The following is a 26888-nucleotide window of genomic DNA, read 5'->3' as shown; positions in this document are numbered from 1 at the left end:
CCGCAACGGCGGGCTCCTCGGCGCGGCGCTCGGCGGTGGCGGCGGCGCGGCGTTGGGGGGCAACCTCGGCCGCAACGCGCGGGAGCGCGACGACGCCCGGGATCGCGACAACATGCGCAGGATGCGTCGCAACAAGCATCGCTACGACGACGCGTACTACGACTAAAGCGCTTACCGAACCGTTCATTGACGCCTGGCGAACGCGCATGCGATGAATTGAAATGCGCGTTCCGCCTGTCACGTCAAACGGTGCAATTTCGCTGTCGGCGCGCCCGCCGAGTTCGCGCAGACCGCATCATCATTCATGTCGTGTCTTGCACGGGGGAGATGAGCATTGTGCAAGGGAACCGTCTGGTCGACGTGGCCGCACTTCGCGGTAACGGTGGGCTGTGCGGGATCTGTACTATTGCCAGATACGCATGTCCTGAAGCTTTAAGGCCGGTATCGCGCTCAATTGTCTCTACGGCGAGTGCGGTTAGTAATCGCACATTGCGGGCACCATGTTCCCGCACTGATATTGATCGGCCGAGACTCCCAGACGTGGCCGCGATGGCATTGCCAAGTCAATTTGGTCCGCCGCCCCTGATACTCCGTCGACAAACACAGTCCACCACGAGCGGTTGCAAGCGCTCGCATGTCATCTATTGTCTGACGCAATTTGAGGCCCGCACATTGCCGACACCAGTGTCCGAGCCAAATTCGGCTCGCTATCGCCATCCATTCATGGCCCACCGCGCAACGAAAAGGGTATTTTTCGGCTGAACCTACATAGGCATCTGCCAAACAAACGCCTCCCTTTTCCCGGGCGGCCGCCTGCAGACGTGCCAAGCCATTGGGATCAACCTGCCTGGAGGAGGTTAATTTTGCGCAACGACCACACCAGGTTCCCCGGAAGATATCGTTTGCCCTCGCCTCCCAACGATGCCCCTTTGCGCACTCGAATCGATATAGACGACTCTCGATCGTATAGTGAGCCGAAAGACATTTCCCGTCTCTCTCTTGTGCTTTCGCGTGAAGCCGGGCCAAACCATCCGCACAGCAGCTTCTCCGCGTCGCGTCACCATGCGCGCAGCTCGGACACCAACGCCCCTCACTGATCTTCCTTCCCTCCACGCTCCACTCGTGCCCCGCTGCGCAACGAATTTGGTAACGCGCGAATAATCCAATGAATGGGCCATTCAGAAGCGTCCCTCCTCGCTCTGCCAATTTCGCCAACCATCTATCACGAATATCTTCCTGCTGACAGGATATGCAGACCGGTGTACCGCCATTTCGATAGAGCAGGGTCAATGCCACGCGCTCGAAAACGTGCCCACGAGCGCAAGCGAACGGATGACGTGAATTGACACCCAGCCACTCGCTCGCCAAACATTGCCAACCATATTGGGCAACGCACTGTCGCAACCTCTCAAGCATGCTCCCTCACTCCGCCGTCACATTCCCGCCAAAATCGAAATCGACAATTCTCCATCGCTTCGCAATACTGATGATTATCAAGAATCCAATTCAGACATCAAAAAAAAGCGCCCGAAGGCGCTTTTTCGGAACTGACTAGCCAGCCGTCACGCTTAGAAGCGGTGACGCAGGCCAACCGTTGCGGCGGTTTGGCTGACCTTCGAGCTCGGGAACGCGTTGATGTCGCCGTTGTAGATCGATGCGCCCAAACCGGCACCCTTCGTACCACGCTGGTACACCGCCTGAGCGTAGACGTCCGTACGCTTCGACAGGAAGTAATCAGCTTGCACGCCGAACTGATTCCAGTGCGTGCTGTTGCCGTTCTGCTTCGCGTTCGTGTACGTATAGGCAGCGCCCAGGCCGAGAGCCGGCGTCAGGTTGTACTTCGCGTTGACTTCGTAGTTGTCCGCGCGCAGCGTGGCCAGGCCGTTCGTCTGGTTGTCGAGACGCGATTGCGTCCATGCCGCGCCGACTTGAGCCGGACCGAATGCATAGGCCGCGGCAATACCATACGTACGCGTGCGGCCCTGAATGCCGAACGCGTTGCCGCTCGTGTCGACGGACGGGTTCACCGCGCCCGACGTGGACAGGCCAGCGTTGTTCGCTTGCGAGTACGCCGCACCCAGCTTCAGGCCTTCAAACTGGTACGACACGCCAGCGCTGTATGCACGGTTGTTCGCAAAGTTCGTGCTGTTCGAGAACGAGTACGTGCCGCCGAATTGCAGGCCGGCATAGTTCACGCTCGTGTACTTGATCGTGTTGTTCAGCGCGACGTCGCCGTTCGTGCTCAGGCGGTCATTGTTCAGCGGGTGCGCGAAGTACGTGCCGCCCCACGAGCCCGTTGCCGTCAGCGGTGCCAGGTAGTCTTGCGTCGCGTCGTATTGCTTACCCAGCGTGACCGTGCCGTACTGGCTCGACAGGCCGACGAATGCCTGGCGGTTGAACATGCCGCCGTTGCCGTTCGCGAACTTGCCGTTACCGATATTGAAGCCGCTTTCCAACGTGAAGATCGCCTTCAGGCCACCACCGAGATCTTCCGAGCCACGCAGGCCGAAACGGCTCTGGTCAATGCCCGAACCCATCGAGAAGCGCGACTTGCCTTGGCCCGATGCGGTCTGGACGTTGCTTTGGTAGGTGATGCCTGCGTCCAGCACGCCGTACAGCGTCACGCTGCTTTGCGCATGAGCGACGGTAGCGAACGATGCCGCAGCTGCTGCAACGATCAGGGTCTTGTTCATTCGTGGTGCTCCCTTCTAAAAGAGGCAGGTCTCGCGACCTTGTTCATAAACGGTCTGCAACCGCCCGGGGACCTTGTTCTGTCGGTCATGCCCGGATAGATGCCCGTTTGGGAGTCGCGAGTGTAAGAGCGGTGAAAGCAACGAGCCCCACGAAGAAATAGAAATTGTGTATTTCTTTTTTCACAACAGCAAACTCATACAAATACGCAAGCCGATGTTTATTAAATGATTTTTTCGTGCCGCCGCGAATATTCACACGGTATCTTTGCCGCGATTTTTCTTATACGAAGGCCTTGACAGTAGCCAAAAAACTACGCCACACTATCTCAACAATTCTCGGGGGCACCGGGTCGCTTGTTCGCGCCCGGCTTGATCGGCTTCATCCCGACGCACTCACTCGGGAACGGTTGATTCATGCCTCGAGGGTCTGACGGCCTCAGTGGGATGAGGAGCGCGAGCGAGTGCCGAAAAACTCGACCCCACATGTGGGCTCTCAGAAAAGGGGTCTTTGGCCCCCTAGACAGTTCAAGGACTTGGACATCTTTTCTGAGAAGACTGCCTGTCCTTCGTCTCAGAAAAGATGTCCGTGGCCCCGGATATTCTCGGAAAAGTTGTCTTTGAGAATGTTGCCCGCCCCCGTCGGCGTATCCCGACAGGACTGGGCGTCGAATCGACGGCGCAAATAGGTTGCACATTCGCGACCGAACCGCGCCCAGACTGCACGGTTCAACACACTATCCCGCACATACCACTCAGGATGCCACTGCACACCGAAGATCGGTGCCCTGATATGCGACACCGCCTCGATGGTGCCGTCGTCGGCATATGCATCGACACTCAATCCGTTCGCCAGGGCGGCAATGCCCTGCCCATGCAACGAGTTCACATGAGCGCGCCGACAATCCGGCGACATTGTCCGAATCGCCTCGTCAAGCCAGCCGCCGCTCACCAACTCGACCGCATGAACGTCCCGATAGCGCTCCTCGAAAGCCAGAGTGCGATTCGCCCGGTGATCCCGTCTCCCTGGCTCATCGTGAAGTGTCGCGCAAAGGGTGCCGCCCAACGCGACATTGATCTCTTGCATGCCGCGGCATATCCCGAACACCGGGCGCCCCGATGCCATGGCCTCCCGGACGACACGAATCGCCATCCTGTCACGTGTCCTGTCGAGCGATCCGACGTGTGGTTGCGTGCCACCGTAAAACGCAACGTCGACGTTGCTCGCGCCGCCCGGCAGCATGATTCCGTCGAGACGATCGAGCAGCGTGTCGAGACTTCGATCGGATGCAATATCGTCCGTCGAACCGATCAGGAGCGGCAGTACCCCGCCAAACTCCGTCGCAGCCTGCAGATATCGGTCGAACACCGCCTGATGGGAAAGGCACCCCCAACCCGGTATCTCGATATCCTCCGCCGAGCACAGCACGCCGACGACGGGTTTCATTTCCTGGAGTTGTCGCATCGCGGCCGAGTTATTGCGGAAAGGACTGGATGTTTTCTTCCCAGTTCTTCCCGTCAAACGGAACCACATCGAAAGCGTTGGCCCCTGCAAGATCCAGACAGCGCAGATTGACGCTGTAATCGCGGGGATGAGAACGCGGACGATAGAATGGCTTCACGCCGCAAACTCGGCAGAACGTGTGCTCCGCAATCCCGGTATTGAAGCGGTATCGCGTCAATTTCTCGCCACCCTCGAGCAACTCAAAATCGTCGTGCTCGACCGGAACGTGTAGGAAGCCCGATGCAAAACAGATCGAGCAATTGCAATCGATCACCTTGCGCGACGCTGTCGATCGAATGCGAAAGCGTATCGCACCACAGTGGCAATTTCCGTAGATATATTGTGTTGCTTCCGTCATTGATCGCCCCTCGTTTCAGAAAATACACACGGCCTTTCATCGGTGCCCTGCACGCAGCGCAACATCCAGATCCTGTCGAATCATGTCGGGATCTTCGAGCCCGATGCTCAACCGGATACCGATACGCCTGGCATTGTCTCGAGACACCGTGGTCGGACAAGCGACGGACTCGTAACCGCCCCAGCCCCAGCCTCGCCCGATCAGCGAGAGACCGTCGATGGCATTTCTGACCGCCCCCTCGCCGCCATCCTTGAGTACGCATGCAAACACACCGCCCGCACCCGAATACTGTGTTCGCCATGCGGCGTGACCGCTATCGCCGACCAGCGGCGGGTAGTGAACGCTTTCGATCAGCGGATGATCCCGCAACCACGACGCTACATCGCACGCGGACTGAAAATGCCGATCCATCCGGACTGCCAGCGTCCGCAATCCTCGTAAAGCCAAATTCGCGTCGTCCGCACCGACGGCTTGCCCCGTCAAACGGCTTACGCTCTTCACGCGCTCGTACATGTCGAAGCTCGCAAACACCGCTGTGCCGACCATCGAATCGGCGTGCCCGCCGATGTACTTCGACATGCTGTGAATGACGATGCTCGCACCTTGATCGAGCGGATTGAAGAAATACGGCGTGCCCCAGGTGTTGTCGACAACGACCGGAACGGGTCCGGCAATCTCGACGAGGTCTCGTAACACGCACATATCGAAATGCGACGACCCCGGCAGGTCGAGGTAAACCACACACGTCCGTTCATCGAGTTTCGCCGCCAGTTCAGCCGGATCGGCCAGCGAGAATTCGTCGATCGATACACCCTGTCGATGCAGCACCTCGTCGCAGAATTTACGTGCCGCCGGATACGACGAACGCGAGATCAATACCCGCCCCTCGGGAGCCGCCAGCGTCTGCAACACCGTCGCGATAGTGGCCAGTCCCGAACACATCACGAGCGCGGCAACGCCATGTTCGATTTCCGTCATCGCGTCGCACAACGCATCCGTTGTCGGTGTCCCCCAGCGCCCGTAGTGATAAGGGGCCGCACCAGGTGCCATTTCGTCGAATGATTCAAAAAGGACTGTCGACCCTCGATATACGGGCGGATTGACGAAGCCGAAATGTGCGGCAGGCGCGCGGCTCACTGTGGTCAGGGCAGTGCCCGTCGCGCCCTTCCCCGTGACAGGCTCGCGATTCATTTATGCCATCTCCAGAATGCAAGTAGACCCATCAGGGAGATGCCCATGAACGCGATCCACCCCAGGGTATGCACGGTCCAGCTTGCCGCGGCGCTGCCGATGAAGTTGCCGAGCATCCCGCCGATCGCCCACGAGATCGCCGATGCGCCAAAATAGCTGCCGGCGTTGCCATCGGTCGTCAGATCGGCGAGCGCGATATTCGATGCAGGAAGAATCAGGCTTTCACCAAACGTGAAGACGACCGCGACGGCAATCAGAATGACCAGCGACGCACCAGCGCTCCAGCCGTGATCGAACAGCAGTGTGGCAATCGCGAAGCAGCAACACATCGCGGCGTGCCCGATGGTCATCATGGATCGCCAGGTCGTGCGCTGAAACCAGCCCATGCCAAACGAAGCTGTAGCAATGCCAACCAGCGCATTCGTTATGTAGAATGGCCTGACGCCGTTATAGCCGCTCGAGCCGTTCGAAAACGTCAGCGGGATGAAGACGTAGATCTGCGTATACACCGTCCAGAACGGAACGAGCGCCCAGCACAGTCGGCGGAACCGTCTGTCTCCAAACGCGATCATCAAACCACGCAGCGGATGTACCGCAGCTGCGTTGCTCGCTCTTCGTCCTGAGATCCAGGGCGCCACGAGCGCAAGCACGGCGAAAATCATGCCGCTTACCAGAAACGGTAACGTCCGGTCCGTGTTCGGCACGACGATCAGCACCGCCGGACCGATCAGCGCGCCGAGATTGAGCGCCAGGTTATTCAGCGCGAACACCTTTGGACGTACCGCGGCATCGAGCGAACCGAAGATCGAATACGCGGTCGTTTCGTAAAGCGCAGCGCCGAGCCCGGACAAGAATGCCCACATCAGCAGTCCGGCAAACGACGGCGTAAGCGCCAGTCCGACAAATCCCGCGGCGCGGCAGATCAGACCAAGTGTGGCCAGCACGCGGCTGCTGAAGCGATCCGTCGACGCACCCAGCACCAGCGGCAACAACCGGCTCGCCAGCAAATTCACCGTCAGTACGCTGGCAACGCTGCCCGCGTCCAGATGACGCTCCAGGTCAAGGAACGCAGCGAGCAGCGGAAGCGACCCGAACACAGACAAATTCACGAGGAACTGAAAACTCAGCAGGATCCGCGTCGAAACCGGCACACCGTCGGCCATGCCGCTGAACCATGCCGAGGGCCGTGTGAACTTGATTGCATCCATCGTTTCACCCCGGCACAGCGACTGATTCTTGAGCCATCTCGAATTCGCGCTGGAACGTGCGCTCGAGCGCAAGCGCACCTGACAAATTGCGCGCATATACCATGTATTCGATCGTGCCTGTACCCGCCATATCTTCCGTAAGGACGACGACACCGGCTTCGTCGCGCTGCTGCGTCAGTCGATGCGAGACAGTCAGCGCAGCACGCAGGTCGCGAGCGGGCACCCTGTTGCGCGTCACGACGGCGTGCGTGGACAGATAGTCCGGCCCCACCAGTTCGCACAGGATCGCGTCAAGATGGCTGCAACCGCCGATACGCCCGTTGATCTCGGTAAAGACGACTTCGCCGTCGTCGGTCACGATGGCGTCGAAATTTGCGCGCCCGACGAATCCGAGGCGCTGGGAGATCGACGCAAGCACGTCGCCTTGCGCCAGAAATGTGTCGATCACGCCCGGAGACAACTGGCTGGGGATTTGAAATCCGGTCCACATGATCATGCCATTGCCCCGCTTGTCGCCCGAAGCGTCCATCCGCAGGTCGCCATAGCTCACAAGCCGAATCGCGTCCGCACCAATCTCATATTCCGCATACAGGACATCCGAACCTTCGTGGAACCGTTCGACGACCACCTGGCAGTTGCCCGCCGTGTCGGTCTGTCTCGACCACAAGTCACGGGCGAATACGGTATCGACGTCCGACAGGTGCGTCAGCGCATACACCTTGCGGACACCGGGATAACTGGTGCGACGCTCGAGTGTGACTGCGATGTTTCCGTCACCGCCGGCATTGACATCCTGCTTGACAATCACGCTCGCATACTTCGCAAGCATGTCACGCAGCGTCAGGTAGAACTCACCGAACGACCGGCAGACTCGCCCGTCCGCACATCCGACCCGACCCGACGCGAGCGCTCGAAATACGGCCTTTCGGTTCAAAAGTTCAGCACCGGCCTGTTCCATGAAGTGCGATCCATTCGACACGGGCTGCGCGATGTCGAGCTGATCGCAAAGCAACCCGACCGATGACGTATGAAAGTACGGGTAAACCGTCCACCCTGCGCCACCGACGCGAAGGCCACGCAATGCAGCGAGCGTCGCTTCATCGAGCAGGCGGTCGGAAGTCAATACCACCGGATCGGAGATATCGGAAGACGGTGACACGATCTGCGTAGTGGAAAGACTACGCCTCATCACAGCCGATACGTACTCGATCATGGGGACCGATACCGGCGACGGCAGAATCGCCACGTCGTCGCTTGCCATCTGCCATACGAGGCGCCTTGCCGCAATCGCTGACACCTGACGAAGCGGAAGCGATGCACGCTTCGTATCCCCGATCATTGCCTCGTTATCGACGTTGCCTACAATGAGTTTAGCCATGAGTTGCCCCGTGCTCCCGACGTTGGATAAGATCCCGGCAAACGCGCCAGTGCCATTTCAGATAAGACGATTCACGATGAATGCCAACATTCGGGTGCGCCCCGATCCGGGCGAGCAGTGGTGCCGGAGCGCCCGGATAGCGATGATGCTCGGTATGAAAATTCGCGTTCCACATGAAAAACCGGACGATGCCGTTAGTCGTCATCGTTCTCGACGCCAGGTAACGCGGCTGCACCGGTTCACAGCCGTAATGCTCCGGTAGTCCGAAGAACATCAACCAGAAGTAGGCAAAAAACACCGGACCGATATAGGCCGTAACCAATGCCGACGGCCAGGCACAGGTTGCCGCCGCGATGGCGAGCAACCATGCTGCAATGAACCGCGCTTCGTTGCGCGCTCGCACTTTCCGTCGCACTGTTGCGAGATAGGACGGTGCGCCTCCGGCGATCAGATGTACGTTCAGTCGCAGATTCGAAACGAGAAAACCAACACCGGTCATCGCACCAGCATAGGCACGCAACGTGTCGAATCGGGAGGCCGACTCGGTGTCCTCTTCCGTCGCCAAACACCGGTGATGCTTCAGATGCTTGTCGGTATAGGCCGTGAAGTTTACGAACAGGACATTCGCAGCCAGATTGCCGATGATCGCGTTGACGGATTTCGCACTCACCAGGCTTCGATGCAGACATTCGTGGGCGAGATTCAGGAACCCGCTCAACACAAAACCTTCGGTAAGCATCAGGACGATCCGGCCCATTGCGCTTCCGGATCGGCACGCCAACCATGCCACCAAACTAACGACCGCGATCGCGCCAACGACCTTCGCAATCGCAGCTGCATCGCGGAGCCCGCCTCGCCGCGCGCGATATGCGTCGATCTCGAGCAACACCGGATCCGGACCGTATTCGGCGCTCATGTTCATTCAGCCAGCGAAACAAGCGCCGCACACCACGACACGTTGTCGGAAACGGCCTGCGCAACCCGTACGGCGAATTCAGGAATTTCGTCATCGCTGACAAGGAGCTGAATCATTCGTCTCGTCATTTCGACGTGGTACGCCTCGGCAGGATCATCACCGCCAACGTGACATTGAAAATAAACGAGTCCTTGTCGGTCGACACCATAACAACGACTCGTCGACGCCCAAAGTGCGTCGATCATCGCATTCGCGTGCAGTTCGAACGCCACCATGTTCGCGCACCGCTCGAGCGCCGTCTTCGCACCCAGTCCGGCAAGTAGTTTCGTCAGATAAGGCCCCGTCGGTACGCTGAAATTCGGAACCGCGACGCGTCCTGTCAGTCTCTCGATGTCATTTTTCAGGAGGCTCGAGTGAAACCATTTGCCGGTATCGAGAATGCCCTGCAGTCCCTGTTTGCCGTATCGTTCGATGACGTATGCGCCACCCGTCTCGTCCCAACAGAGAAAATTTCCCACCACGCTCGTGATTTCGACGTCTCGCGCCACCGGTCGATTCGATTGAATGGCATCCAGAACGGCGTGAACTTGCGCACCCGCCTGCAGATACGGAAACGCCTGCGACATCGCCAGGTAGTGCGGAAAGATTTTTTCCAGTGCAGCGCACGACGACACGTGCCGGAACGGATGATCATCGAGTCCGTCGCGCAGACTGACCATCAGCGAATCGATTTCCCCATCGACGACCGGGTTCAGAATTTCGTCACAAACATCAGCCATGCGTTCACCTCATCTACCATCGCGATTGTGATGGGCCGGCACAAAACGCCTGTGCCGGCCGCCGAGTATGGCGATCAGAAGTCGATCTGGTCGCTTGCGTCGGTACCACTTTGCCGATTTTCGATGCGGTCTCACACTACAAAAGCTTGTAGTCCCCGTGCCGACGTGGCGTGATTTGACGCATCGGCGCGCGCACGGTCCCGGTCCACTTCGCGTCTCGTGTCACCAACGCGTTACAGCAATCCGAATCTGGATGCCATCAGAACGGCTTGCCGGCGTGTCGGCACGTCGAACTTCTTCATGATGTTGCGGATGTGATGAAGCACGCCATGCTCGGTCAACGCGACAATGCGCGAGATATCCCAACTGGACTTTCCTTCGGCGACCCATTTCAGGATTTCGAGTTCACGCGCGCTGAGGCACGGTGCATCGGATTGCAGCGCCTCCAGCCTGCGGCACGTGTCGAGCGTCAGATTCGCGACAAGTGCGCCCCACGACGGAATGGCGAAGGGCAAATCGCCGTTGTCAGACGCCCGCGCCTGTCGAACGAAGCTCACGCACGCCACATCGCCATGCCTGTTGTGAGCCGGAAACGACACTCCGTCGCTTAACCCGTACATGCGACTTCCGTCTCGAAGTTCGCGCTGTTCGGTTGTCGCGAAGATCCGGTCGCACCAGATCAGCGGTGTCAACGACGACATCGCATGCTGCGCGACCGGGTCGATCATCAGGTAAGCCCGCTCCCGATAACGGGACAACCACGCCTCCGGGTAGTTCGACAGTGTGCGGCCGCTCTTCAGTGTCCCGCCCGTCATTCGATAGTCCTGGTAACAGACATGGTCAAATCCCGCCAGGCGTCCGATGTCGACCAGCATCCGGCCCAGTTCGTCCATGCAAGTGCAACCGCCGATCTTGAACACCATCTCAAGCATCCGCTCACCGCACCGACACGATGCGGACTCACGACATCCTTCGGCCCATAGAATGACGCGTTCTCTGGCTTCTCTCATAATTTTTAGAATTACTGACCAATTTATGTTTGAAAATCGATTCGATGAATTCTCAAGGCGCCCTCAATCCGCCTGCGATAGCAGGAAACGGCCCCGTCGTCGAATCAGAACACCCGCGTCGCTGACGGGACGCGCGCATGCTGCTTGACGTACGCGAGCGCATCGTTGATCGTCAGAACGTGCTGCTCCCCGTCCCTCATTCGTAACGACACCTCTCCGGCCAGCGCCTCCTTGCGTCCTGCAATTGCGACGATCGGCGCGGCAAGTTCCCTTGCATCGAAGATCTTGCGCGGCAGGCGCTCGGCGCGGAAATCCCTCAGCACCCGACAGCCGATGTCTTCGAAAGCGAACGCCGCGTTGTCGGCAAATTCGCGGTCATCTTTCCCAATGTTCGCAACGACGATCTGGTCCGGTGCCAGCCAGGTCGGCAACCATCCCTCGTAGTGTTCGAGAAGAATACCGATGAACCGTTCAAGGCTTCCCAGGATCGCGTGGTGCAACATGACGGGCGTTGCCTTCGCACCGTCCTCTGCGACATATGACGCACCGAGCCGTTCCGGCAATACGAAATCGAGCTGGATCGTTCCGCACTGCCACTTTCGTCCTTGGCGGTCGAGCAGATGAAATTCGAGCTTGGGACCATAGAATGCCCCTTCTCCCGCCTGGATCGCGAAATCGAGACCTGCCGCGCGCGCAGCGGATGCCAGCATCGCTTCCGAGCGATCCCAGACCGCATCGTCACCCGCACGGACCGCCGGCCTCGTCGACAAAGCCACATCGAATTCGCCAAATCCGAAGTCTGCGTAGATCGTCTTCAGCAACACACAGAATCGTGCGACTTCAACCTCGACCTGATCCTGCATGCAAAGCACGTGAGCGTCGTCCTGCGTGAACGCACGGGCACGCATAAGGCCATGCAACGCCCCGGACGGTTCGGCCCGGTGGACCGCCCCAAATTCGGAATATCGGATTGGAAGATCGCGATACGACCGACTGCCTTTTTTGAAAACCTGCACATGGCACGGACAACTCATCGGTTTGAGACAGTACGGATTGTTGTCACTCTCGAGTGAAAACATGTTTCGCCCGAATTTCTCCCAATGACCGCTCTGTTCCCAAAGATCGCGCGAGACGATCTGAGGCGTCCGCACTTCGGAAAAGCCCGCCTGACGCATCCGGACTCGGATATATTCCTCGACAACCCGATAAAGAACCATGCCGCGCGGATGCCAGAAGACAGCGCCCGGGCTTTCATCCTGCTGATGAAACAGATCGAGTTTGTTGCCGAGCACTCGGTGATCGAAATCGTCCATCATGTTCTCCGTTGACTTGATACCGGTCGACGGAGCACAAAAAAGCCCCGTCCGTTTCCGGCGGGGCTTAGGGATGGTTTGAGGCACTGACTTACGACGTGCAACCTCCCCCCGGCCCGCCGTTGGCGGTCGTGGTAGTGGTCGCGGTAGTCGTAACGAAAAGTGCGTTCATGGGGCTAATCTAGTCAACCTGCCAACGTCTGTCAACAAACATTCGAGTCCAAATTCAGCGCCAAAATTTTATGATCCGTTAAAAATCCTCAAACGGAAAATAAATGAAATTCACAGAAAGCATAATGAAATACTCTTTAAAGTAAACAAATAATGGTTTTATTCATGGAATGGAAGTTGCGGGCAATCAGAAAAGGCGATCACTAGCAGGCCGTTCCCGAAATCAAGGAAAAGCAAGCCGATGCGAGGCGAGGACGGTTATAACGAATCGTTGCACACTCTGGTGGGCAACGTGCAAGCCGGGGCAAATGGCCAAGCCGAACGCGACGTTGCCGCGGAGATGTTGCGGGACGTCGCGCGACCAGATCGCCGCATCACAAACATGTGGGCTCGCAGAAAAGGGGGCTTTTGGCCCCTATACAGATCAAGGACTTGGACATCTTTTTTGAGAACACCGCATGCTTCTTGTCTCAGAAAAGATGTCCTTGGCCACGAAAATTCTCAGAAAAGTCGTCTTTGAGAATGTCACAACCCCGCCTAGGTCCCTCGACGAGATCTAGCCACAAGCAGTGCCACAGACAGGCGTACACTCCCAGGACAAGTGTGGGCCGGGTTGCAAGCAACACAAATAGCCATGGCTCACATCGCCACGATTGGTATGACAATTGGAAGTGCGTGCCTCAGAAAGGCTGCACAGAGCCTCTAGGTCTACTTCGCCAGGTCATCACGTCAATCGACAAAGCCATCCCCGGCGATTCGATCAAGTTCTCGCTAAAGCAAGATCACGACAACCTTCGACTCGGAGCGGCCGTAGAAGCCAATCTTGGCGATGCGCTCAAGTGCCACATCGACCTGCACGGGGAGGGTTAGCCGAACGAGCCGAGTAGCTTCGGCAGATGGCTTGCGCCTTGAACTAAGCATCGATCTCCCCATTGGCTTGTGGAGACACGCCCCAGACGTGAAACGGCGATTGAGAGTCGTCAATGCGGCGACATCGATCTGACACCATCGACTAAACATTGCGTCGTGGGCCGTCACTGCCAAATATTCTCCGATCATTTTCTGCCTATCCATACGGGTTACATGCCCAACGCATGAAAGGTAGCCAATTATTCAAAGACAACATATTGAGACCGCGGACATCTTTTCTGAGAGACAACAACAAGCCCGCAAGCCCGCAACCCCATCCAACCCCATCACTCCCCGTACCGGCATTCGTCAAACCAACTGTACCGGTACTGTACAGAAAACCGTCGCTAAACTGACCTCCATCCCAGTCCAGAACCGAATGGAGAATCCGCGATGGAATTCCTCACCCTCAGCGCGTTGCCCGCCGGCATGCTGTTCGCGCTCGTCACGTCGATCACGCCCGGCCCGAACAACACGATGCTGCTCGCCTCCGGCGTCAATTTCGGTTTCCGCCGCACCATGCCGCACCTGTTCGGCATCAGCATCGGCGTCGCGATCCTGATGCTCTGCGTCGGCTTCGGCCTCGGCGAAGCGTTCAAGCGCATGCCGCTGCTGTACACGATCCTCGAAGCCGCGAGCGTCGCGTACCTGCTGTACCTCGCGTGGCGCATCGGCACGTCGGGTGAAGTGAAGGCGCACGGCGGCAAGCCGCGCCCGATGACGTTCATCGAAGCCGCCGCGTTCCAGTGGATCAACCCGAAGGCCTGGATGATGGTGCTGACCGCAGCGACGACGGTCCGCCTGTCCGCCGACTACGGGATGAACGCCGCCTGGATGGCCGTCGTGTTCATCCTGATCGGTTTCCCGTGCATCTGCCTGTGGGCCGCTTTCGGCCTCGGCCTGCGCCGCTTCCTGTCAAACCCCCGCGCGCTGCGCCTGTTCAACATGACGATGGCCGTGCTGCTGATCCTGTCGCTGTATCCGCTGGTCGCGCACCTGCTGGCGTAGTGAGCACTCACCGCGCGCCCGTTGAGATTCGCCCGATGCAGGCGTACCCTTTTGTTACGGGCGCGCGCAGCCGTTTCGCCGGTTGCGCCGCTGCTGCCGGGAGAGTGCCGATGAAGCCATTGCTGAGGGCGGGCGAACACATCGAGGGGATGCACTGGATCGCCGAGTATCACCCGCTCACGCACGAGATTCGCGTGCTGCGCGAGGACATCGAGATCGGTATCTACAGCGCGCCGCCGACGATGTTCGGTGAAGAGGAAGACATGGGCGCCGCGAACCTCGCCGATCATCGCGGCCGGGAGGCCGCGCTGCGCGCATATCTGCGCAACTTCGTGCGGGAACACGACACGGAAGAATAGCCGGCGGCCCGCCGGCCGCCGTATCACGGGGCCGGCGCATCGCACCGGCCCGCGCGTCGCTCAATGCCCGAGCGATTCGATCTTGCCTGCCGGCTGCGTCACGCCATGCGGCCGCGCCATCTGCTTGATCAGCAGCGCGACACATGCGAGCAAACCCGCGACGGCGATCGTCGCGAACACGCCCGCGAACGAGAAATGCCGGCGAGTCAGCTCGGCGACGAGGAACGATCCCGCAATCCCGCCGAAGCGGCCGACGCCGAGCATCCACGCGACACCCGTGCCGCGCCCTTCGGTCGGATAGAACGCGGCGGCGAGCGCCGGCATCGACGATTGCGCGGTATTCATCAGCACGCCGGCCACGAACACGACCAGCACGAGCAGCCCGACGTTGCCGGCCGCCTGCCCGATCGCGTAGACGCTCACCGCCGTCAGCGCGTAGCACACGGCAATCACACGGTTCGCGTTGAAGCGGTCCATTAGCACGCCGCACAGCACCGCGCCGACGCCGCCGAGCGGGAACAGCGCGGAGATCAGCGTCGCGCTCTTCGGCGTCAGGCCGGCATCCTTCAGCAGGATCGGCATCCAGTTGATCGACGCGTAGAAGATCACGAGCCCCATGAAGTACGCGAGCCACAGCATCACCGAGCCGACGATGTACGAGCGCGACAGCACGACGCCGAGGCCCTTGCTGCCGGTCTGCGGCGCGGCTTCGGTCAGCGCGAACGAGCCGGCGTTCAGCGCATCGCGCGAGATGCGCGCGAGCGTCGCGCGAACCTTGTCGACGGCGTGGTTGTTGGCGACCATGAAGCGCACCGATTCCGGCATCTTCAGCAGCAACAGCACGCCGAGCAGCAGCGGCGTCACGCCGCCGAGGATCAGCACGCTGCGCCAGCCGAAATGCGGAATCATCCATGCGGCGAGGAAACCGCCAAACGCGGCGCCGAGCGGGAAGCCGCAAAACATCAGGTTGATCACGGTCGCACGACGCTTGTCCGGGCAGAACTCGCCCATCATCGTGACCGCGTTCGGCATCGCCGCACCGAGCCCGACGCCGGTGATGAAACGCAGGATCGTCAGGTGTCCGATCGTCGTCGAGAAGGCGGACATCAGGCATGCGACGCCGAACAGGAATACCGAGCCGAGCAGCAGCGAGCGGCGCCCGAGCTTGTCGGACAGCGGGCCCGACACGAGCGCGCCGCACGCGAGGCCGAACAGCGCGGCGCTCAGCACCGGTGCGAGATCAGGTTTGGTGAGGTTCCATTCGCCGAGCAGCGACGGCGCGATGAAGCCGATCGCAGCCGTATCGAAGCCGTCGAGCAGCACGATCACGAAACACATGAGGAATACGAGCCATTGAAAACCGCCGAACGGCTGCTCGTTGATGAAGGTCTGGACATCGACCACGGGTGCGCGATTCATCGCTAGTCTCCTGTGTCGATCCAAGTTAGCGCTTTAGCGCTTACTTGGATCCCATGCAAAGCCAATATGTTTATAAGCGACGCGGCCTCGGAACCACGTCTCGCCTTTGTTCGCGCACCGGCCATCCGGTGCGCCGCGCGCCGATGCTCTGCCGGCGCGTTCATTCATCGCCGAAGCCTGCGAACCGTCCGCAGGCCTCGACTCAACATCGGACTACAGGTACTTAACCGGCCGCACCTAGGCGGCCCCATCCTGCTCCTTGAAGATCTTGTCCGCGAGATGGAACGCGGAGTTCGCCGCCGGCACGCCGCAATAGATCGCGGTCTGCAGCAGCACTTCCTTGATCTCGTCGCGCGTCACGCCGTTGTTGCGCGCGGCGCGCAGGTGCAGCGCCAGTTCCTCGCCGCGGTTCAGCGCCACCATCATCGCAATGGTCAGCAGGCTGCGCGTATGGCGCGGCAGGCCGTCGCGCGTCCAGATCTCGCCCCACGCATAGCGCGTGATCAGGTTCTGGAACTCGTCGGTCACCTCCGTGCGGTTCTCGAGCGAACGGTCGACGTGCGCGTCGCCGAGCACCGCGCGACGCACCTTCATCCCTGCTTCATAACGTTCCTGGTCATCCATCGCCGGTGCCTCACGCGGTCAGGAAATCGAGCAGCGCGCGGTTGAAGCCGTCGGTGCACTCGATGTTCGAAATATGCGCGGCGTCGAATTCGACGTGCTGCGCACCCGGAATCGCGGCGGCCAGCGCGCGGCCCTGGTCGGGCGGCGTCGACATGTCCTTCGCGCCGGTCACGACGAGCACCGGCAGCGCGATGCCCTTCACCTCTTCGCGCAGGTCGGCTGCGTTCAGCGCGTCGCAGTTCGCCGCATAGCCGTCCTTGTCGGTATGCACGAAGGTGTCGCGGATCGCATCGAACAGGCGCGGCTCGCGTTCCACGAACGCGTCGGTGAACCAGCGCGGCAGCACGGCGTCGGCGAGCGCGGCCATCCCTTCGGCACGCGCCTTCTGCGCCCGCGGCGCCCATACTTCCGGCGAACCGATCTTCGCGGCGGTGTTCGACAGCACCGCGCGAACGATGCGCGACGGGAAGCGTGCGGCGAGCGCTGCACCCGTCAGCCCGCCCATCGAGATCCCGCAGAAATGCGCGCGGGCGATGCCGACGTGGTCGAGCAGGCCGATCACGTCGCCGGCGAGCTGCTCGATCGTGTACGAACCGGCCGGCGCGTCGGAATGGCCGTGGCCGCGCGTGTCGTAGCGCAGGATGTTGAAGCGCTGCGTGAGCGGGCGGATCTGCGGCGCCCACATCTGCAGGTCGGCGCCGAGCGAGTTCGAGAAGACGAGCCACGGCGCGTCGTCGCGCGCCGCACGGTCGATCCGGTAATGCAGTTTCACGCCGTTGACAGTGGCGAAAGGCATCAATGTTCTCCTGGTGATTGCGCGCCCGCGTGCAGCGCGAGCACGGCGTCGACGTAGGCCTGCGCCTCGCCGACGTAATGAGCGGGATCGAGCAGCCGCGCGAGCGCGTCGCGCGACAGGTGGGCCGACACGGTCGCATCGGCGGCGAGCACGTCGAACAGCGTCGCGCCCGTGCGCACGGCTTCCTTCGACGCATGTTCGACGACGTGATGCGCGTCGAGCCGGCCGATCTTGTCGCCGAGCGCGAGCATCACCGCTTCGCCGAGAATCAGCCCGCGCGTCAGGTCGAGGTTCGCGGCCAGGCGTTCGGTGTTCACGTCGAGGCCCGCGACGATCTGCGCGATCTGCGCCAGCGCGCCGCCGGTCAAGCGCGCGAGATCGGGCAACGCATCCCATTCGGCCTGCCAGCCGCCGAGCGCGCGCTCGTGCTCCTGCACCATCCCCGCGAACACGGTCGCGACGAGGTTCGGCGCACGCACGGCAGCCGTCAGCACCGCTGCGCAGCCGACCGGGTTGCGCTTGTGCGGCATCGTCGACGAACCGCCCTTGCCGGCGGCGGCCGGCTCGCCGAGCTCGCCGACTTCGGTCTGCATCTGCAGCGATACGTCGCGCGCGATCTTGCCAAGCGTGCCCGTCAGCATCCCGAAGCAGGACGCGGCTTCCGCGATGCGGTCGCGCTGCGTGTGCCACGGCACGGCCGGCGCCGCGAGCTTCAGGTCCGCCGCCAACGCGGCCGTGACACCGGCCGCGTGCTCGCGCAGGCTCGCGAGCGTGCCGGCCGCGCCGCCGAACTGCAGCACGAGCGCACGCTCGCGCAATTCGGCGAAGCGTGCGCGATGGCGCAGTAGCGCATCGAGCCATTGCGCGAATTTCAGGCCGAGCGTGATCGGCAGCGCCTGCTGCAGCCACGTGCGGCCGATCATCGGCGTCGCGCGATGCGTGCGCGCGAGCGCCGCGAGCGATGCGCATGCGTCGTCGAGCATCGGTTCGAGCACGTCGAGCGTGTCGCGCAACTGCAGCACGGTGGCGGTATCGATGATGTCCTGGCTCGTCGCACCCCAGTGCACGAACTTCGCGGCCTCGGGATCGTCGGCCTTCACCTGCGCGGTGAGCTGCTTGACGAGCGGAATCGCGAGATTGCCGCCGAGCGCCGCACCGTGCGCGAGCGCGTCGGCGTCGAGCCGGCTCGCATCGCATGCGCGTTCGATCGGCGCAACCGCGGCGGCGGGAATCACCTGCTGCGCAGCGAGCGCACGCGCGAGCGCGGCCTCGACGTCGAGCATCCGCTGGATCGTCGCGCGGGGCGACCAGATCCGGTTGAGCGACTCGGTGCCGCAGATGAGGGAGGTCAGGCGGGCGCTGTCTTCGAGCATGGCATCAGATAGGGGAAACGGCGTGCGCCTATTGTCCACCCAAGCGTGCCGGCCTGCGCGCAAGCGCACGCGCCGGCACGCTCGGGGTTCAGGCGGCGGCCTTTTGCGTTGCGTCGATCAGCGGCACGCCGGTCAGCTTCTGCAGTTCGTCGAACGACAGGTCGGTGAAGATCTCGCTCACCGCGAGGCCGTCTGCCGTCACGTCGAGCACGGCGAGATCCGTATAGATGCGGCTCACGCACTGCACGCCGGTGACCGGATACGAGCACTGCGCGACGATCTTGCTCTCGCCCTGCTTCGTCAGGTGCTCCATCATCACGAACACCTGCTTTGCGCCGATCGCGAGGTCCATCGCGCCGCCGACCGCCGGAATCGCGTCGGGCGCGCCCGTGTGCCAGTTCGCGAGGTCGCCGTTCGCCGACACCTGGAACGCGCCGAGCACGCAGTAGTCGAGGTGGCCGCCGCGCATCATCGCGAACGAATCCGCGTGGTGGAAATACGCACCGCCGGTGAGCAGCGTCACGTGCTGCTTGCCGGCATTGATCAGTTCGTCGTCTTCCTCGCCGGCCGCGGGCGCGGGGCCCATGCCGAGCAGCCCGTTCTCGCTGTGCAGGAAGATTTCCTTGCTCGGGTCGAGGTGGTTCGCCACCAGCGTCGGCACGCCGATGCCGAGGTTCACGTACGCGCCTTCGGGGATGTCCTGGGCGACGCGCTTGGCCATTTCATCGCGGGTCAGTCGTTTCATGTCGGTTTCCTGTCGACCGGAGTTGGCGCTTCAGCGCTTACTCCGGTCCCATACAAAGTTCAAGGCGGTCAGGCGGCTTGCGATGCGTGTTCGGCGGCCAGCTCGGCCGCGTGCGCGGCCTGCGGCACCTCGACGATGCGCTGGACGAAAATGCCCGGCGTCACGATGTGTTCCGGGTTCAGCGCGCCGAGCGGCACGACTTCCGACACCTGCACGATCGCCACCTTCGCGGCGCTGGCCATGATCGGCCCGAAGTTGCGCGCGGTCTTGCGATAGACGAGATTGCCCCAGCGGTCGCCCTTGTACGCCTTCACGAGCGCGAAATCGGCGTGGATCGGCGTCTCGAACACATACGGCTTGCCGTCGATCACGCGCGTTTCCTTGCCTTCCGCGAGCTTGGTGCCGTAGCCGGTCGGCGTGAAGAAGCCGCCGATGCCGGCGCCCGCCGCGCGGATGCGCTCCGCGAGGTTGCCCTGCGGCACGAGCTCCAGCTCGATCTCGCCGGCGCGGTACAGCCCGTCGAATATCTGCGAGTCGCTCTGGCGCGGGAACGAACAGATGATCTTGCGCACCTGCTTCGCCTTCAGCAGCGCCGCGAGGCCCGTCTCGCCGTTACCCGCGTTGTTGTTGACGATCGTCAGGTCGCGCGCGCCCTGTTCGATCAGCGCGTCGATCAGCTCGGACGGCATGCCTGCCGTGCCGAAGCCGCCGATCATGATTGTCGCGCCGTCGTGGATGTCGGCCACCGCCGACTGAAGCGATTCGAAAATCTTGTTGACCATGTCTCTTCCTGATACGAACCCGCGGCTCGATGCGCGGCCTGTCGAGGGGACACGCGCGTGCCGCGTGCCGCGCCGGGGCCGATGTCGATCCCGGTTTTGTTCGCTATTCGAACCTAGATTCGATTAGCGAACGATGGGCCGATCATAGAGTCGCGCACAGCGCGTTGTCAAGGCGGGTTGCCTCGGGGGGCGCTGCGTCGTCGAACGGCAAGCCGACGTAGTTTTCGGCGAGCGCCTGCGCGGCAGCCCGCGAGCGCGTCACGTATTTCAGCTCGGCAAACTTCAGGCGATTGACGAACGGCGAGTCGTCCGGCGACGAATGCAGCATGTTCGTCATGAAGTACGAGAAGTGCTCGGCGCGCCACACGCGCTCGAGGCAAGTTGCGGAATACGTGTCGAGCAGTGTCGCGTCGCCGTTGCGGTAGCGCGCGCCGAGCGCGCGGGACAGCGCGCGGACGTCGGCCACCGCCAGGTTCATCCCCTTCGCGCCGGTCGGCGGCACGATGTGCGCGGCGTCACCGGCGAGGAACAGGCGCCCGTGCTGCATCGTCTCGGACACGAAGCTGCGCATCGGCGTCACGCTCTTCTGCGTGATCCGGCCCTCGGTCGGCGTCCAGCCCGTGTCGTTCGAGAAGCGCGTGTGCAATTCGTCCCAGATCCGCGTGTCCGACCATTCGGTGAGATCTTCGTCGGGCTTGCACTGCAGGTACAGGCGCGTGACCGTCGGCGACCGCATCGAGAACAGCGCGAAACCATTGTCGTGATGCGCGTAGACGAGCTCGTCGAGCGACGGCGCCGCGTCGGCGAGGATGCCGAGCCACGCGAACGGATAGACGCGCTCGAACGTGTTCAGCCGCTCGGCCGGAATCGTCTGGCGCGCGATGCCGTGGAAGCCGTCGCAGCCGGCGATATAGTCGCAGTCGATGCGGTCTTCGCGGCCGTCGGCGTGCTTGAACGTGACGAACGGGTACTCGCCCTCGACGTCGTGCAGCGCGACGTCGCTTACCTCGAAGTGCATCGCGTGGCCATGCTCGACGCCGGCCGCGATCAGGTCACGCACCACTTCGTGCTGGCTATAGACGGTGATCGCGCGCCCGCCGGTGAGCTCGGAGAGGTCGATGCGATGGCGCTGCCCCGAGAACAGCAGTTCGATGCCGTGGTGTTCGAGCCCTTCGCGGCGCATCCGGTCGCCGAGGCCGGCTTCGTTCAGCGTGTCGACCGTGCCCTGCTCCAGCACGCCGGCACGGATGCGGTTCTCGCAGTATTCGCGCGAACGCGCTTCGACGAGGATGGAATCGACGCCTTGCAGGCGCAGCAGATGGGACAGCAGAAGGCCGGACGGGCCGGCGCCGATGATCGCGACTTGGGTGCGCATTGTTCGTCTCCTGAACATTAATTCGAATCGTTGAACACATTTGAGCGCTTTCCCGACTATGCGGCAACGCGATTCAGGAGATATGTTGTATACGTTTTGACGATACTGTTCCGGCGATGGACGCGCTCGATCTGAACCTCATTCCCTACCTCGTCGCGCTCGACGACACGCGCAACGTGAGCCGCGCGGGCGACCTGCTCGGCGTCAGCCAGCCGCGCGTGAGCACGGCGCTCGGCCGCCTGCGCGAGTACTTCGGCGATCCGCTGTTCGTGCGCACGTCGCGCGGGATGGAGCCGACGCCGCGCGCGCTCGCGCTGCTGCCGGCCGCCCGCGACGCGCTCGCGCAGATCGAGCGCGGCCTCGTCGCGCCGCACGACTTCGACCCGGCCGCGAGCACACATACGTTCTCGATCGCGCTGTCGGATGTCGGCGAGATCGTGTTCCTGCCGAAGCTGCTGCAGGCGTTCGCGACGCGCGCGCCGCACGCGAACCTGCGCTCGGTCTCGCTCGCGCACGACGAAGTCGGGCGTGGGCTCGAAGCCGGTTCGATCGATCTCGCGGTGGGCTACTTCCCGGATCTCGACGGCAACAACTTCTTCCAGCAGCGCCTGTTCACGCACCGGTTCGTGTGCCTGATGCGGCGCGGCCATCCGTTCGAGCAGGCGCCGCCGTTCACGGTCGAGCAGTTCCTCACGTGCGGGCACGCGGTGGTGCGAGCCGAAGGCCGCAGCCAGGAAGTGCTCGAGAAATATCTCGCGAAGCAGCGCATGCAGCGCCGCGCGGTGCTCGAGACGCCGCACTTCATGAGCCTGCCGTTCATCCTGAGCCGCACCGACCTGATCGCGACGGTGCCGCATGCGATCGGCTATGCGTACGCGGCCGAGCATGCGTTCATCGTGCCGGTCGAGCCGCCGCTGGCGCTGCCGCGCTTCGACCTGAAGCAGCACTGGCATCGCAAGTATCACAACGATCCGCGCACCGCGTGGCTGCGCGGCGTCGTCGCGTCGCTGTTCAACGACGAGCAGGACGAATGGCCGAAGTGAGTGCTCGGGCCCCAGGCCGCACACGCGCCCCGCGAAAGCATGAAACAATGCCCGGATCCCGCGCCGCCCCGGCGGCGGCATTCGATGGAGCAAATAGATGGCTAAAAAGAAGTCCGCGCGGCCAGAGCCGGCCGCATCCCGACCGAGCCGCGAAGAAGCGGAAGACGCGGTTCGCGTGCTGTTGCGCTGGGCCGGCGACGATCCCGCGCGCGAAGGCCTGATCGACACGCCCGCACGCGTCGTGCGCGCCTATGAGCAATTCTTCGCCGGCTATGCGGTGGAGCCGCGCGACATCCTCGCGCGCACGTTCAGCGAAGTCGACGGCTACGACGAAATGATCGTGCTGAAGGACATCCGCTTCGAGAGCTACTGCGAGCACCACATGGTGCCGATCATCGGCCGCGCGCACGTCGCGTATCTGCCGAACCACCGCGTGGTCGGCATCTCGAAGCTCGCGCGCCTCGTCGACGCGTTCGCGAAGCGCCTGCAGATCCAGGAAAAGATGACCGTGCAGATCGCCGACACGCTGTTCGACGTGCTGCAGCCGAAGGGCGTCGGCGTGATCCTCGAGGCCGCGCACCAGTGCATCTCGACGCGCGGCGTGCACAAGCCGGGCGTCGAGATGGTCACGTCGCGCATGCTCGGCTCATTCCGCACCGATCCGTCGACGCGGCGCGAATTCCTGTCGATCGTCGCGAATCCTTCTTCCGTGAATCTGACGAATACGTAATGGAGCAGACGAAGCAAGCGGCGCACGCGCCCGTCGTGCTCGTGACCGGCGCCGCGCGCCGGGCCGGGCGCGCGTTCGCCGAGTATTTCGCCGCGCACGGCTATCGCACCGCGGTGCATTACGACCGTTCGGCCGATGCCGCGCAGGCGGCGGCCCGTGCGATCGCCGAGCGCGGACACGATTCGGTCGCGCTGCAGGCCGACCTGTCGGATGCCGCGCAGATCACCGCGCTGATCGACCAGGTGTATGCACGCTTCGGGCGCCTCGACGTGCTCGTCAACAACGCGTCGGTGTTCTGGCAGGACCATTTCCCGAGCTTCGACCTCGCGGCATTCGACCAGGCGTGGGCCGTCAACTGCCGCGCGCCGATCCTGCTCACGCGCGCGTTCTACGAACGGGCCCGCGCGGCCGGCGCGCAGGGTGTCGTCGTGAATGTGGTCGACCAGAAGATCAAGGAAAACTTTCACCGCGACCATTTCAGCTATACGGTCGCGAAGGCCGCGCTCGGTAACCTCACGCAGATGCTCGCGCTGTCGTCCGCGCCGGTGCTGCGCGTGAATGCGGTGTTCCCCGGGCTGATGCTGCCGAGCGACGACCAGACGCAGGCCGACTTCGAGCACGCGAGCCGCGCATCGACGCCGCTCGCGCGTATCGCGGGCCCCGACGACGTCGCGAGCGCGATCCTGATGCTGACGGGCAACGCGTACAACGGCGTGGATTTCGTCGTCGATGCGGGGCAGAACCTGATCCGCGTCGACCAGGACGTGCTGTACAAGCACCGCGCGCCCGACCGCAAGCACTGACCGGTGCGCGCGTCGACGGCCGGCAGCCGTCGGCCGCGCGCCGCGTTACGGCTTGTCGGCGCTCCCGCCTTCTCGAACCTTGCCCTGCGCGACGCTCGTGCCGGGCGGCACGCTGTGCGTGAGCCACACGTTGCCGCCGATCACCGAGCCCCGCCCGATCGTCACACGGCCGAGAATCGTCGCACCCGCGTAGATCACCACGTCGTCCTCGACGATCGGGTGCCGCGCATTGCCCTTGACCAGCGCGCCTTCGCCATCGGCGGGGAAGCTCTTCGCGCCGAGCGTGACGGCCTGGTACACGCGCACGCGCTCGCCGATGATCGCCGTCTCGCCGATCACGACGCCCGTGCCGTGGTCGATGAAGAAGCTCGGGCCGATCTGCGCGCCCGGGTGGATGTCGATGCCGGTCGCCGAGTGGGCAATTTCATTGATGAATCGCGCCAGCAGCGGCACGCCCAGCTGGTGCAGCGCATGCGCGAGCCGGTGATGCATCATCGCCAGCACGCCGGGGTAGCACAGCAGGATCTCGGTGATGTGCTGCGCGGCCGGATCGCCCGCATAGGCCGCCTGGATATCGCTGACGAGCAGCGCGCGGACCGCCGGCAACTGCCGGCCGAATTCGCGCGCAATTTCGAACGCGCGTTCGTCGAGCTCCGCGAACGGCGTATCGGCATGCTCGGGCAGGAACGGCAGCGCACGGCGGATCTGTTCGGACAGAATGCGCAGCGTGCTTTCGAGCGTGTGGCCGACGTAGAAGTCGACGCTTTCGTCGGTCAGATCCGGTGCGCCGTAGTGCGTCGGAAACATCGACGCGCGCAGGCCGGTCACAATCTTGCAGATTGCATCGCGCGACGGCAGTTCGCGAATGCCGCGCGGATGGCGCGTGCGATGGAGTTCCTCGCGCGACTCGCGCAAGCCGGCAACGATTTCTTCAAGGCCCCACTGACGGGCGGGTGATGTCGACATATGCCAATGCAGGCGGCCGCGCTCGATCGCACGGCCGCTAATAAAGTGACGGGTTCCGCAAGATTACCGCGTTTTCCGTCCGGGAGCGGCACGCCGGGGATCGGCCGGACGGCCGATGGCACTGGGTCGCGACGGCGTCAGATCGTGATGCTGCTCGCGTCGATCCATCGCACGGCCCAGTCGCGCGCGTGCGCGATCGCGTCGCCTTCGTCATTGAACTGGAGCTCGATCGGGAAAAATCGGTTCGCAACGAGTTCCCCGTCGCTCGATCGGGAGATCACGACGTAGGGTTTGAACGAACCGTCACTGGCGCGCGCGGGCGCGCAGTTCAACAGATAACCGCGGTGCGTGAAGGCAGTAGTCGCTTGCATGAATCCGCCACCTCTAGTCCCTTGCTTTGTTGTTCACTACCCGTCTTTAAGGGTGCTGCGGCCCCCCGGCGCGGGCAGAGGCGGCGCGACTGAATCCCCTGTCGCCGCTTCGCAGGAAAAGAATCATACTCTGTAGAAAACGGGTCTTCTAGCTGAAATAAATCATGACAAATCAGTGCGCGTCGCGCGACCGCGGCGATCGCCCGCGCGCCTTTTCCCGTCACGCCCGGAACGGGATTTGCTTCGATCCGGAACGCTTCGCCGCGAGGAGAGCCGCGATGGAATCATCCGGTCAAACCAATCGCTCGCGTCCGCGCAGCATCGAGCTCGACAACGACGACACGCACGACAGCACGGTCGACACCGACGGCAAGAACCGCGAGGCGGCGCGCCTTGCCGGCGGCGGGCCGATCTCGCCCGACGAAATCACGCGCAGCAACGCGTCGCTGGTCAATGCGATGCCGGAAGCCGGCGACGGCTTCGCCGGTTTCGACAGCCGCCCCGGCGGCAATCATCCGGCGTTCGCGCTGCGTGCCGGCTACATGGTGATCGAGAAGGGCTTCGACGCGCCGCCGCCCCTGAGCGACGCGCTGTTCGGCCCCGTCCACCGGATGTACGGCAGCACGTACTGGCCCGGCCACCAGCGTCGGCCGGAGCGCGTCTTCGAGCTGACGCCCGTGCCGAGATAGCCGGCGCGGCGTTTGAATCGATCGTTCGTTTGCGAACCGGTATCGGCCAACTAGCCGACGGCTGGGATCGGCGTACGCCACTGCCGTGCGCCGATCGTGCACCGGACATCGCGCGATGCACGATGCTCGAACGAATGATTCCGCGCAGCAGCGCGGGCGGCGTCATGCACACCGTGAATTGCACCGACGCACATGCGTTGATCGAGGTCATGTCGAAACGGCGCAGTTGCGATTGAATGGCGATGCGGGCGATGCATCCGCGTGATCGTCGTGCCGTGTCGATGCGATCGGCGTGCGCGGCAAGGCGTGTGCGTGCGCCACACGTGACACCGACGCGCGCGCATGTCTTCCCGCCGACCATGCAGACAACACGTGCCA

At 62.5% G+C, this 26888-nt stretch carries 25 protein-coding genes and 1 pseudogene; 7 read left to right on the top strand and 19 right to left on the bottom strand.

The genetic code is table 11. The features are described 5' to 3' along the window. Positions 1 to 1568: 1568 nt before the first annotated feature. The 10 genes from G3N98_RS07640 to thrS all read right to left on the bottom strand — a co-directional run bounded on the left by G3N98_RS07640 (position 1569) and on the right by thrS (position 12347). Positions 1569 to 2693 (bottom strand): porin, encoded by a 1125-nt coding sequence (locus G3N98_RS07640; RefSeq protein WP_206147801.1) that lies wholly within the window; start codon positions 2691 to 2693, stop codon positions 1569 to 1571. 571 nt (positions 2694 to 3264) lie between these two features. Then, the gene (locus tag G3N98_RS07635; RefSeq protein ID WP_167357955.1) at positions 3265 to 4137 is read right to left on the bottom strand and encodes a gamma-glutamyl-gamma-aminobutyrate hydrolase family protein; all 873 of its coding nucleotides are present in this window, start codon (positions 4135 to 4137) and stop codon (positions 3265 to 3267) included. Between the two features lie 28 nt (positions 4138 to 4165). Beyond that, a complete protein-coding gene (locus G3N98_RS07630) occupies positions 4166 to 4552 on the bottom strand; it encodes a GFA family protein (protein WP_089428663.1) in 387 nt (128 codons plus the stop codon). A gap of 36 nt (positions 4553 to 4588) precedes the next feature. Then, positions 4589 to 5743 carry a PLP-dependent aspartate aminotransferase family protein gene (locus G3N98_RS07625; protein WP_089428664.1) on the bottom strand — a complete coding sequence of 385 codons (1155 nt, stop codon included), beginning with the start codon at positions 5741 to 5743 and terminating at the stop codon, positions 4589 to 4591. Next, positions 5740 to 6951, bottom strand: a complete 1212-nt coding sequence (locus G3N98_RS07620; RefSeq protein WP_206147800.1) for an MFS transporter — start codon at positions 6949 to 6951, stop codon at positions 5740 to 5742. Before G3N98_RS07620 ends, G3N98_RS07625 begins: the two co-directional genes overlap by 4 nt. A gap of 4 nt (positions 6952 to 6955) precedes the next feature. Beyond that, complete coding sequence (locus tag G3N98_RS07615) at positions 6956 to 8329, bottom strand: peptide ligase PGM1-related protein (RefSeq protein WP_059791123.1); 1374 nt, start codon at positions 8327 to 8329, stop codon at positions 6956 to 6958. Continuing rightward, on the bottom strand, positions 8322 to 9245 hold the full coding sequence (locus G3N98_RS07610; RefSeq protein ID WP_206147799.1) for a fatty acid desaturase: 924 nt from the start codon (positions 9243 to 9245) through the stop codon (positions 8322 to 8324). The genes G3N98_RS07615 and G3N98_RS07610 overlap by 8 nt, the downstream gene beginning before the upstream one ends. Before the next feature lie 2 nt (positions 9246 to 9247). After that, positions 9248 to 10024: a hypothetical protein gene (locus G3N98_RS07605; protein ID WP_059791120.1), complete on the bottom strand. Its 777-nt coding sequence runs from the start codon at positions 10022 to 10024 to the stop codon at positions 9248 to 9250. A 233-nt stretch (positions 10025 to 10257) separates the two neighbouring features. Continuing rightward, complete coding sequence (locus tag G3N98_RS07600; RefSeq protein ID WP_174976017.1) at positions 10258 to 10947, bottom strand: LuxR family transcriptional regulator; 690 nt, start codon at positions 10945 to 10947, stop codon at positions 10258 to 10260. A 191-nt stretch (positions 10948 to 11138) separates the two neighbouring features. Beyond that, the gene (gene thrS, locus G3N98_RS07595) at positions 11139 to 12347 is read right to left on the bottom strand and encodes a threonine--tRNA ligase (RefSeq protein WP_081053821.1); all 1209 of its coding nucleotides are present in this window, start codon (positions 12345 to 12347) and stop codon (positions 11139 to 11141) included. Positions 12348 to 12783: 436 nt separating this feature from the next. Here thrS and G3N98_RS39705 point away from each other — a divergent pair. From G3N98_RS39705 to G3N98_RS07585, 3 genes and pseudogenes are all read left to right on the top strand, one after another. Beyond that, a pseudogene (locus G3N98_RS39705) lies at positions 12784 to 12897 on the top strand (IS5/IS1182 family transposase); the annotation flags it as partial. Positions 12898 to 13820: 923 nt separating this feature from the next. Continuing rightward, positions 13821 to 14435: a LysE family translocator gene (locus tag G3N98_RS07590; RefSeq protein ID WP_206147798.1), complete on the top strand. Its 615-nt coding sequence runs from the start codon at positions 13821 to 13823 to the stop codon at positions 14433 to 14435. A 110-nt stretch (positions 14436 to 14545) separates the two neighbouring features. After that, on the top strand, positions 14546 to 14794 hold the full coding sequence (locus tag G3N98_RS07585) for a hypothetical protein (RefSeq protein WP_046548863.1): 249 nt from the start codon (positions 14546 to 14548) through the stop codon (positions 14792 to 14794). Positions 14795 to 14854: 60 nt separating this feature from the next. Here the strand turns inward: G3N98_RS07585 and G3N98_RS07580 are convergent, their stop codons facing one another. From G3N98_RS07580 to pobA, 7 genes are all read right to left on the bottom strand, one after another. Further along, a complete protein-coding gene (locus tag G3N98_RS07580) occupies positions 14855 to 16213 on the bottom strand; it encodes an MFS transporter (RefSeq protein WP_089428669.1) in 1359 nt (452 codons plus the stop codon). 237 nt (positions 16214 to 16450) lie between these two features. Beyond that, positions 16451 to 16837 carry a 4-carboxymuconolactone decarboxylase gene (gene pcaC, locus G3N98_RS07575; protein WP_046548861.1) on the bottom strand — a complete coding sequence of 129 codons (387 nt, stop codon included), beginning with the start codon at positions 16835 to 16837 and terminating at the stop codon, positions 16451 to 16453. A 10-nt stretch (positions 16838 to 16847) separates the two neighbouring features. Further along, positions 16848 to 17633, bottom strand: a complete 786-nt coding sequence (pcaD, locus tag G3N98_RS07570) for a 3-oxoadipate enol-lactonase (RefSeq protein ID WP_206147797.1) — start codon at positions 17631 to 17633, stop codon at positions 16848 to 16850. After that, positions 17633 to 19006, bottom strand: a complete 1374-nt coding sequence (locus G3N98_RS07565) for a 3-carboxy-cis,cis-muconate cycloisomerase (protein ID WP_206147796.1) — start codon at positions 19004 to 19006, stop codon at positions 17633 to 17635. The genes pcaD and G3N98_RS07565 overlap by 1 nt, the downstream gene beginning before the upstream one ends. Positions 19007 to 19094: 88 nt before the next feature. After that, on the bottom strand, positions 19095 to 19751 hold the full coding sequence (locus G3N98_RS07560) for a CoA transferase subunit B (protein WP_089457255.1): 657 nt from the start codon (positions 19749 to 19751) through the stop codon (positions 19095 to 19097). Between the two features lie 68 nt (positions 19752 to 19819). Further along, positions 19820 to 20533 carry a 3-oxoacid CoA-transferase subunit A gene (locus G3N98_RS07555; protein ID WP_011356717.1) on the bottom strand — a complete coding sequence of 238 codons (714 nt, stop codon included), beginning with the start codon at positions 20531 to 20533 and terminating at the stop codon, positions 19820 to 19822. 142 nt (positions 20534 to 20675) lie between these two features. Then, a complete protein-coding gene (gene pobA, locus G3N98_RS07550; protein ID WP_206147795.1) occupies positions 20676 to 21908 on the bottom strand; it encodes a 4-hydroxybenzoate 3-monooxygenase in 1233 nt (410 codons plus the stop codon). 116 nt (positions 21909 to 22024) lie between these two features. On the opposite strand from pobA, the gene G3N98_RS07545 reads away from it, so the two are divergent. The 3 genes from G3N98_RS07545 (at position 22025) to G3N98_RS07535 (ending at position 24484) form a co-directional block, all read left to right on the top strand. Further along, the gene (locus G3N98_RS07545; RefSeq protein ID WP_069250399.1) at positions 22025 to 22951 is read left to right on the top strand and encodes a LysR family transcriptional regulator; all 927 of its coding nucleotides are present in this window, start codon (positions 22025 to 22027) and stop codon (positions 22949 to 22951) included. Between the two features lie 97 nt (positions 22952 to 23048). Then, positions 23049 to 23681, top strand: coding sequence for a GTP cyclohydrolase I FolE (gene folE, locus G3N98_RS07540; RefSeq protein WP_089428673.1), 633 nt, complete (start codon positions 23049 to 23051; stop codon positions 23679 to 23681). Continuing rightward, positions 23681 to 24484 (top strand): SDR family oxidoreductase, encoded by an 804-nt coding sequence (locus G3N98_RS07535; protein WP_175240267.1) that lies wholly within the window; start codon positions 23681 to 23683, stop codon positions 24482 to 24484. Before folE ends, G3N98_RS07535 begins: the two co-directional genes overlap by 1 nt. A 45-nt stretch (positions 24485 to 24529) precedes the next feature. Here G3N98_RS07535 and epsC read toward each other — a convergent pair whose 3' ends face one another. Both epsC and G3N98_RS07525 read right to left on the bottom strand, forming a co-directional pair. After that, the gene (gene epsC / locus G3N98_RS07530; protein WP_046548857.1) at positions 24530 to 25450 is read right to left on the bottom strand and encodes a serine O-acetyltransferase EpsC; all 921 of its coding nucleotides are present in this window, start codon (positions 25448 to 25450) and stop codon (positions 24530 to 24532) included. 137 nt (positions 25451 to 25587) lie between these two features. Next, on the bottom strand, positions 25588 to 25821 hold the full coding sequence (locus tag G3N98_RS07525; RefSeq protein WP_011356723.1) for a hypothetical protein: 234 nt from the start codon (positions 25819 to 25821) through the stop codon (positions 25588 to 25590). A 278-nt stretch (positions 25822 to 26099) separates the two neighbouring features. Here G3N98_RS07525 and G3N98_RS07520 point away from each other — a divergent pair, with 278 nt between their 5' ends. Further along, positions 26100 to 26510, top strand: coding sequence for a DUF3005 domain-containing protein (locus G3N98_RS07520; protein WP_089428675.1), 411 nt, complete (start codon positions 26100 to 26102; stop codon positions 26508 to 26510). Positions 26511 to 26888 lie beyond the last annotated feature (378 nt).

The sequence above is a fragment of the Burkholderia sp. Tr-20390 genome, assembly GCF_017104595.1.
Taxonomy (GTDB): Bacteria; Pseudomonadota; Gammaproteobacteria; order Burkholderiales; family Burkholderiaceae; genus Burkholderia.
This window is presented reverse-complemented; position numbering and strand designations above follow the sequence as displayed.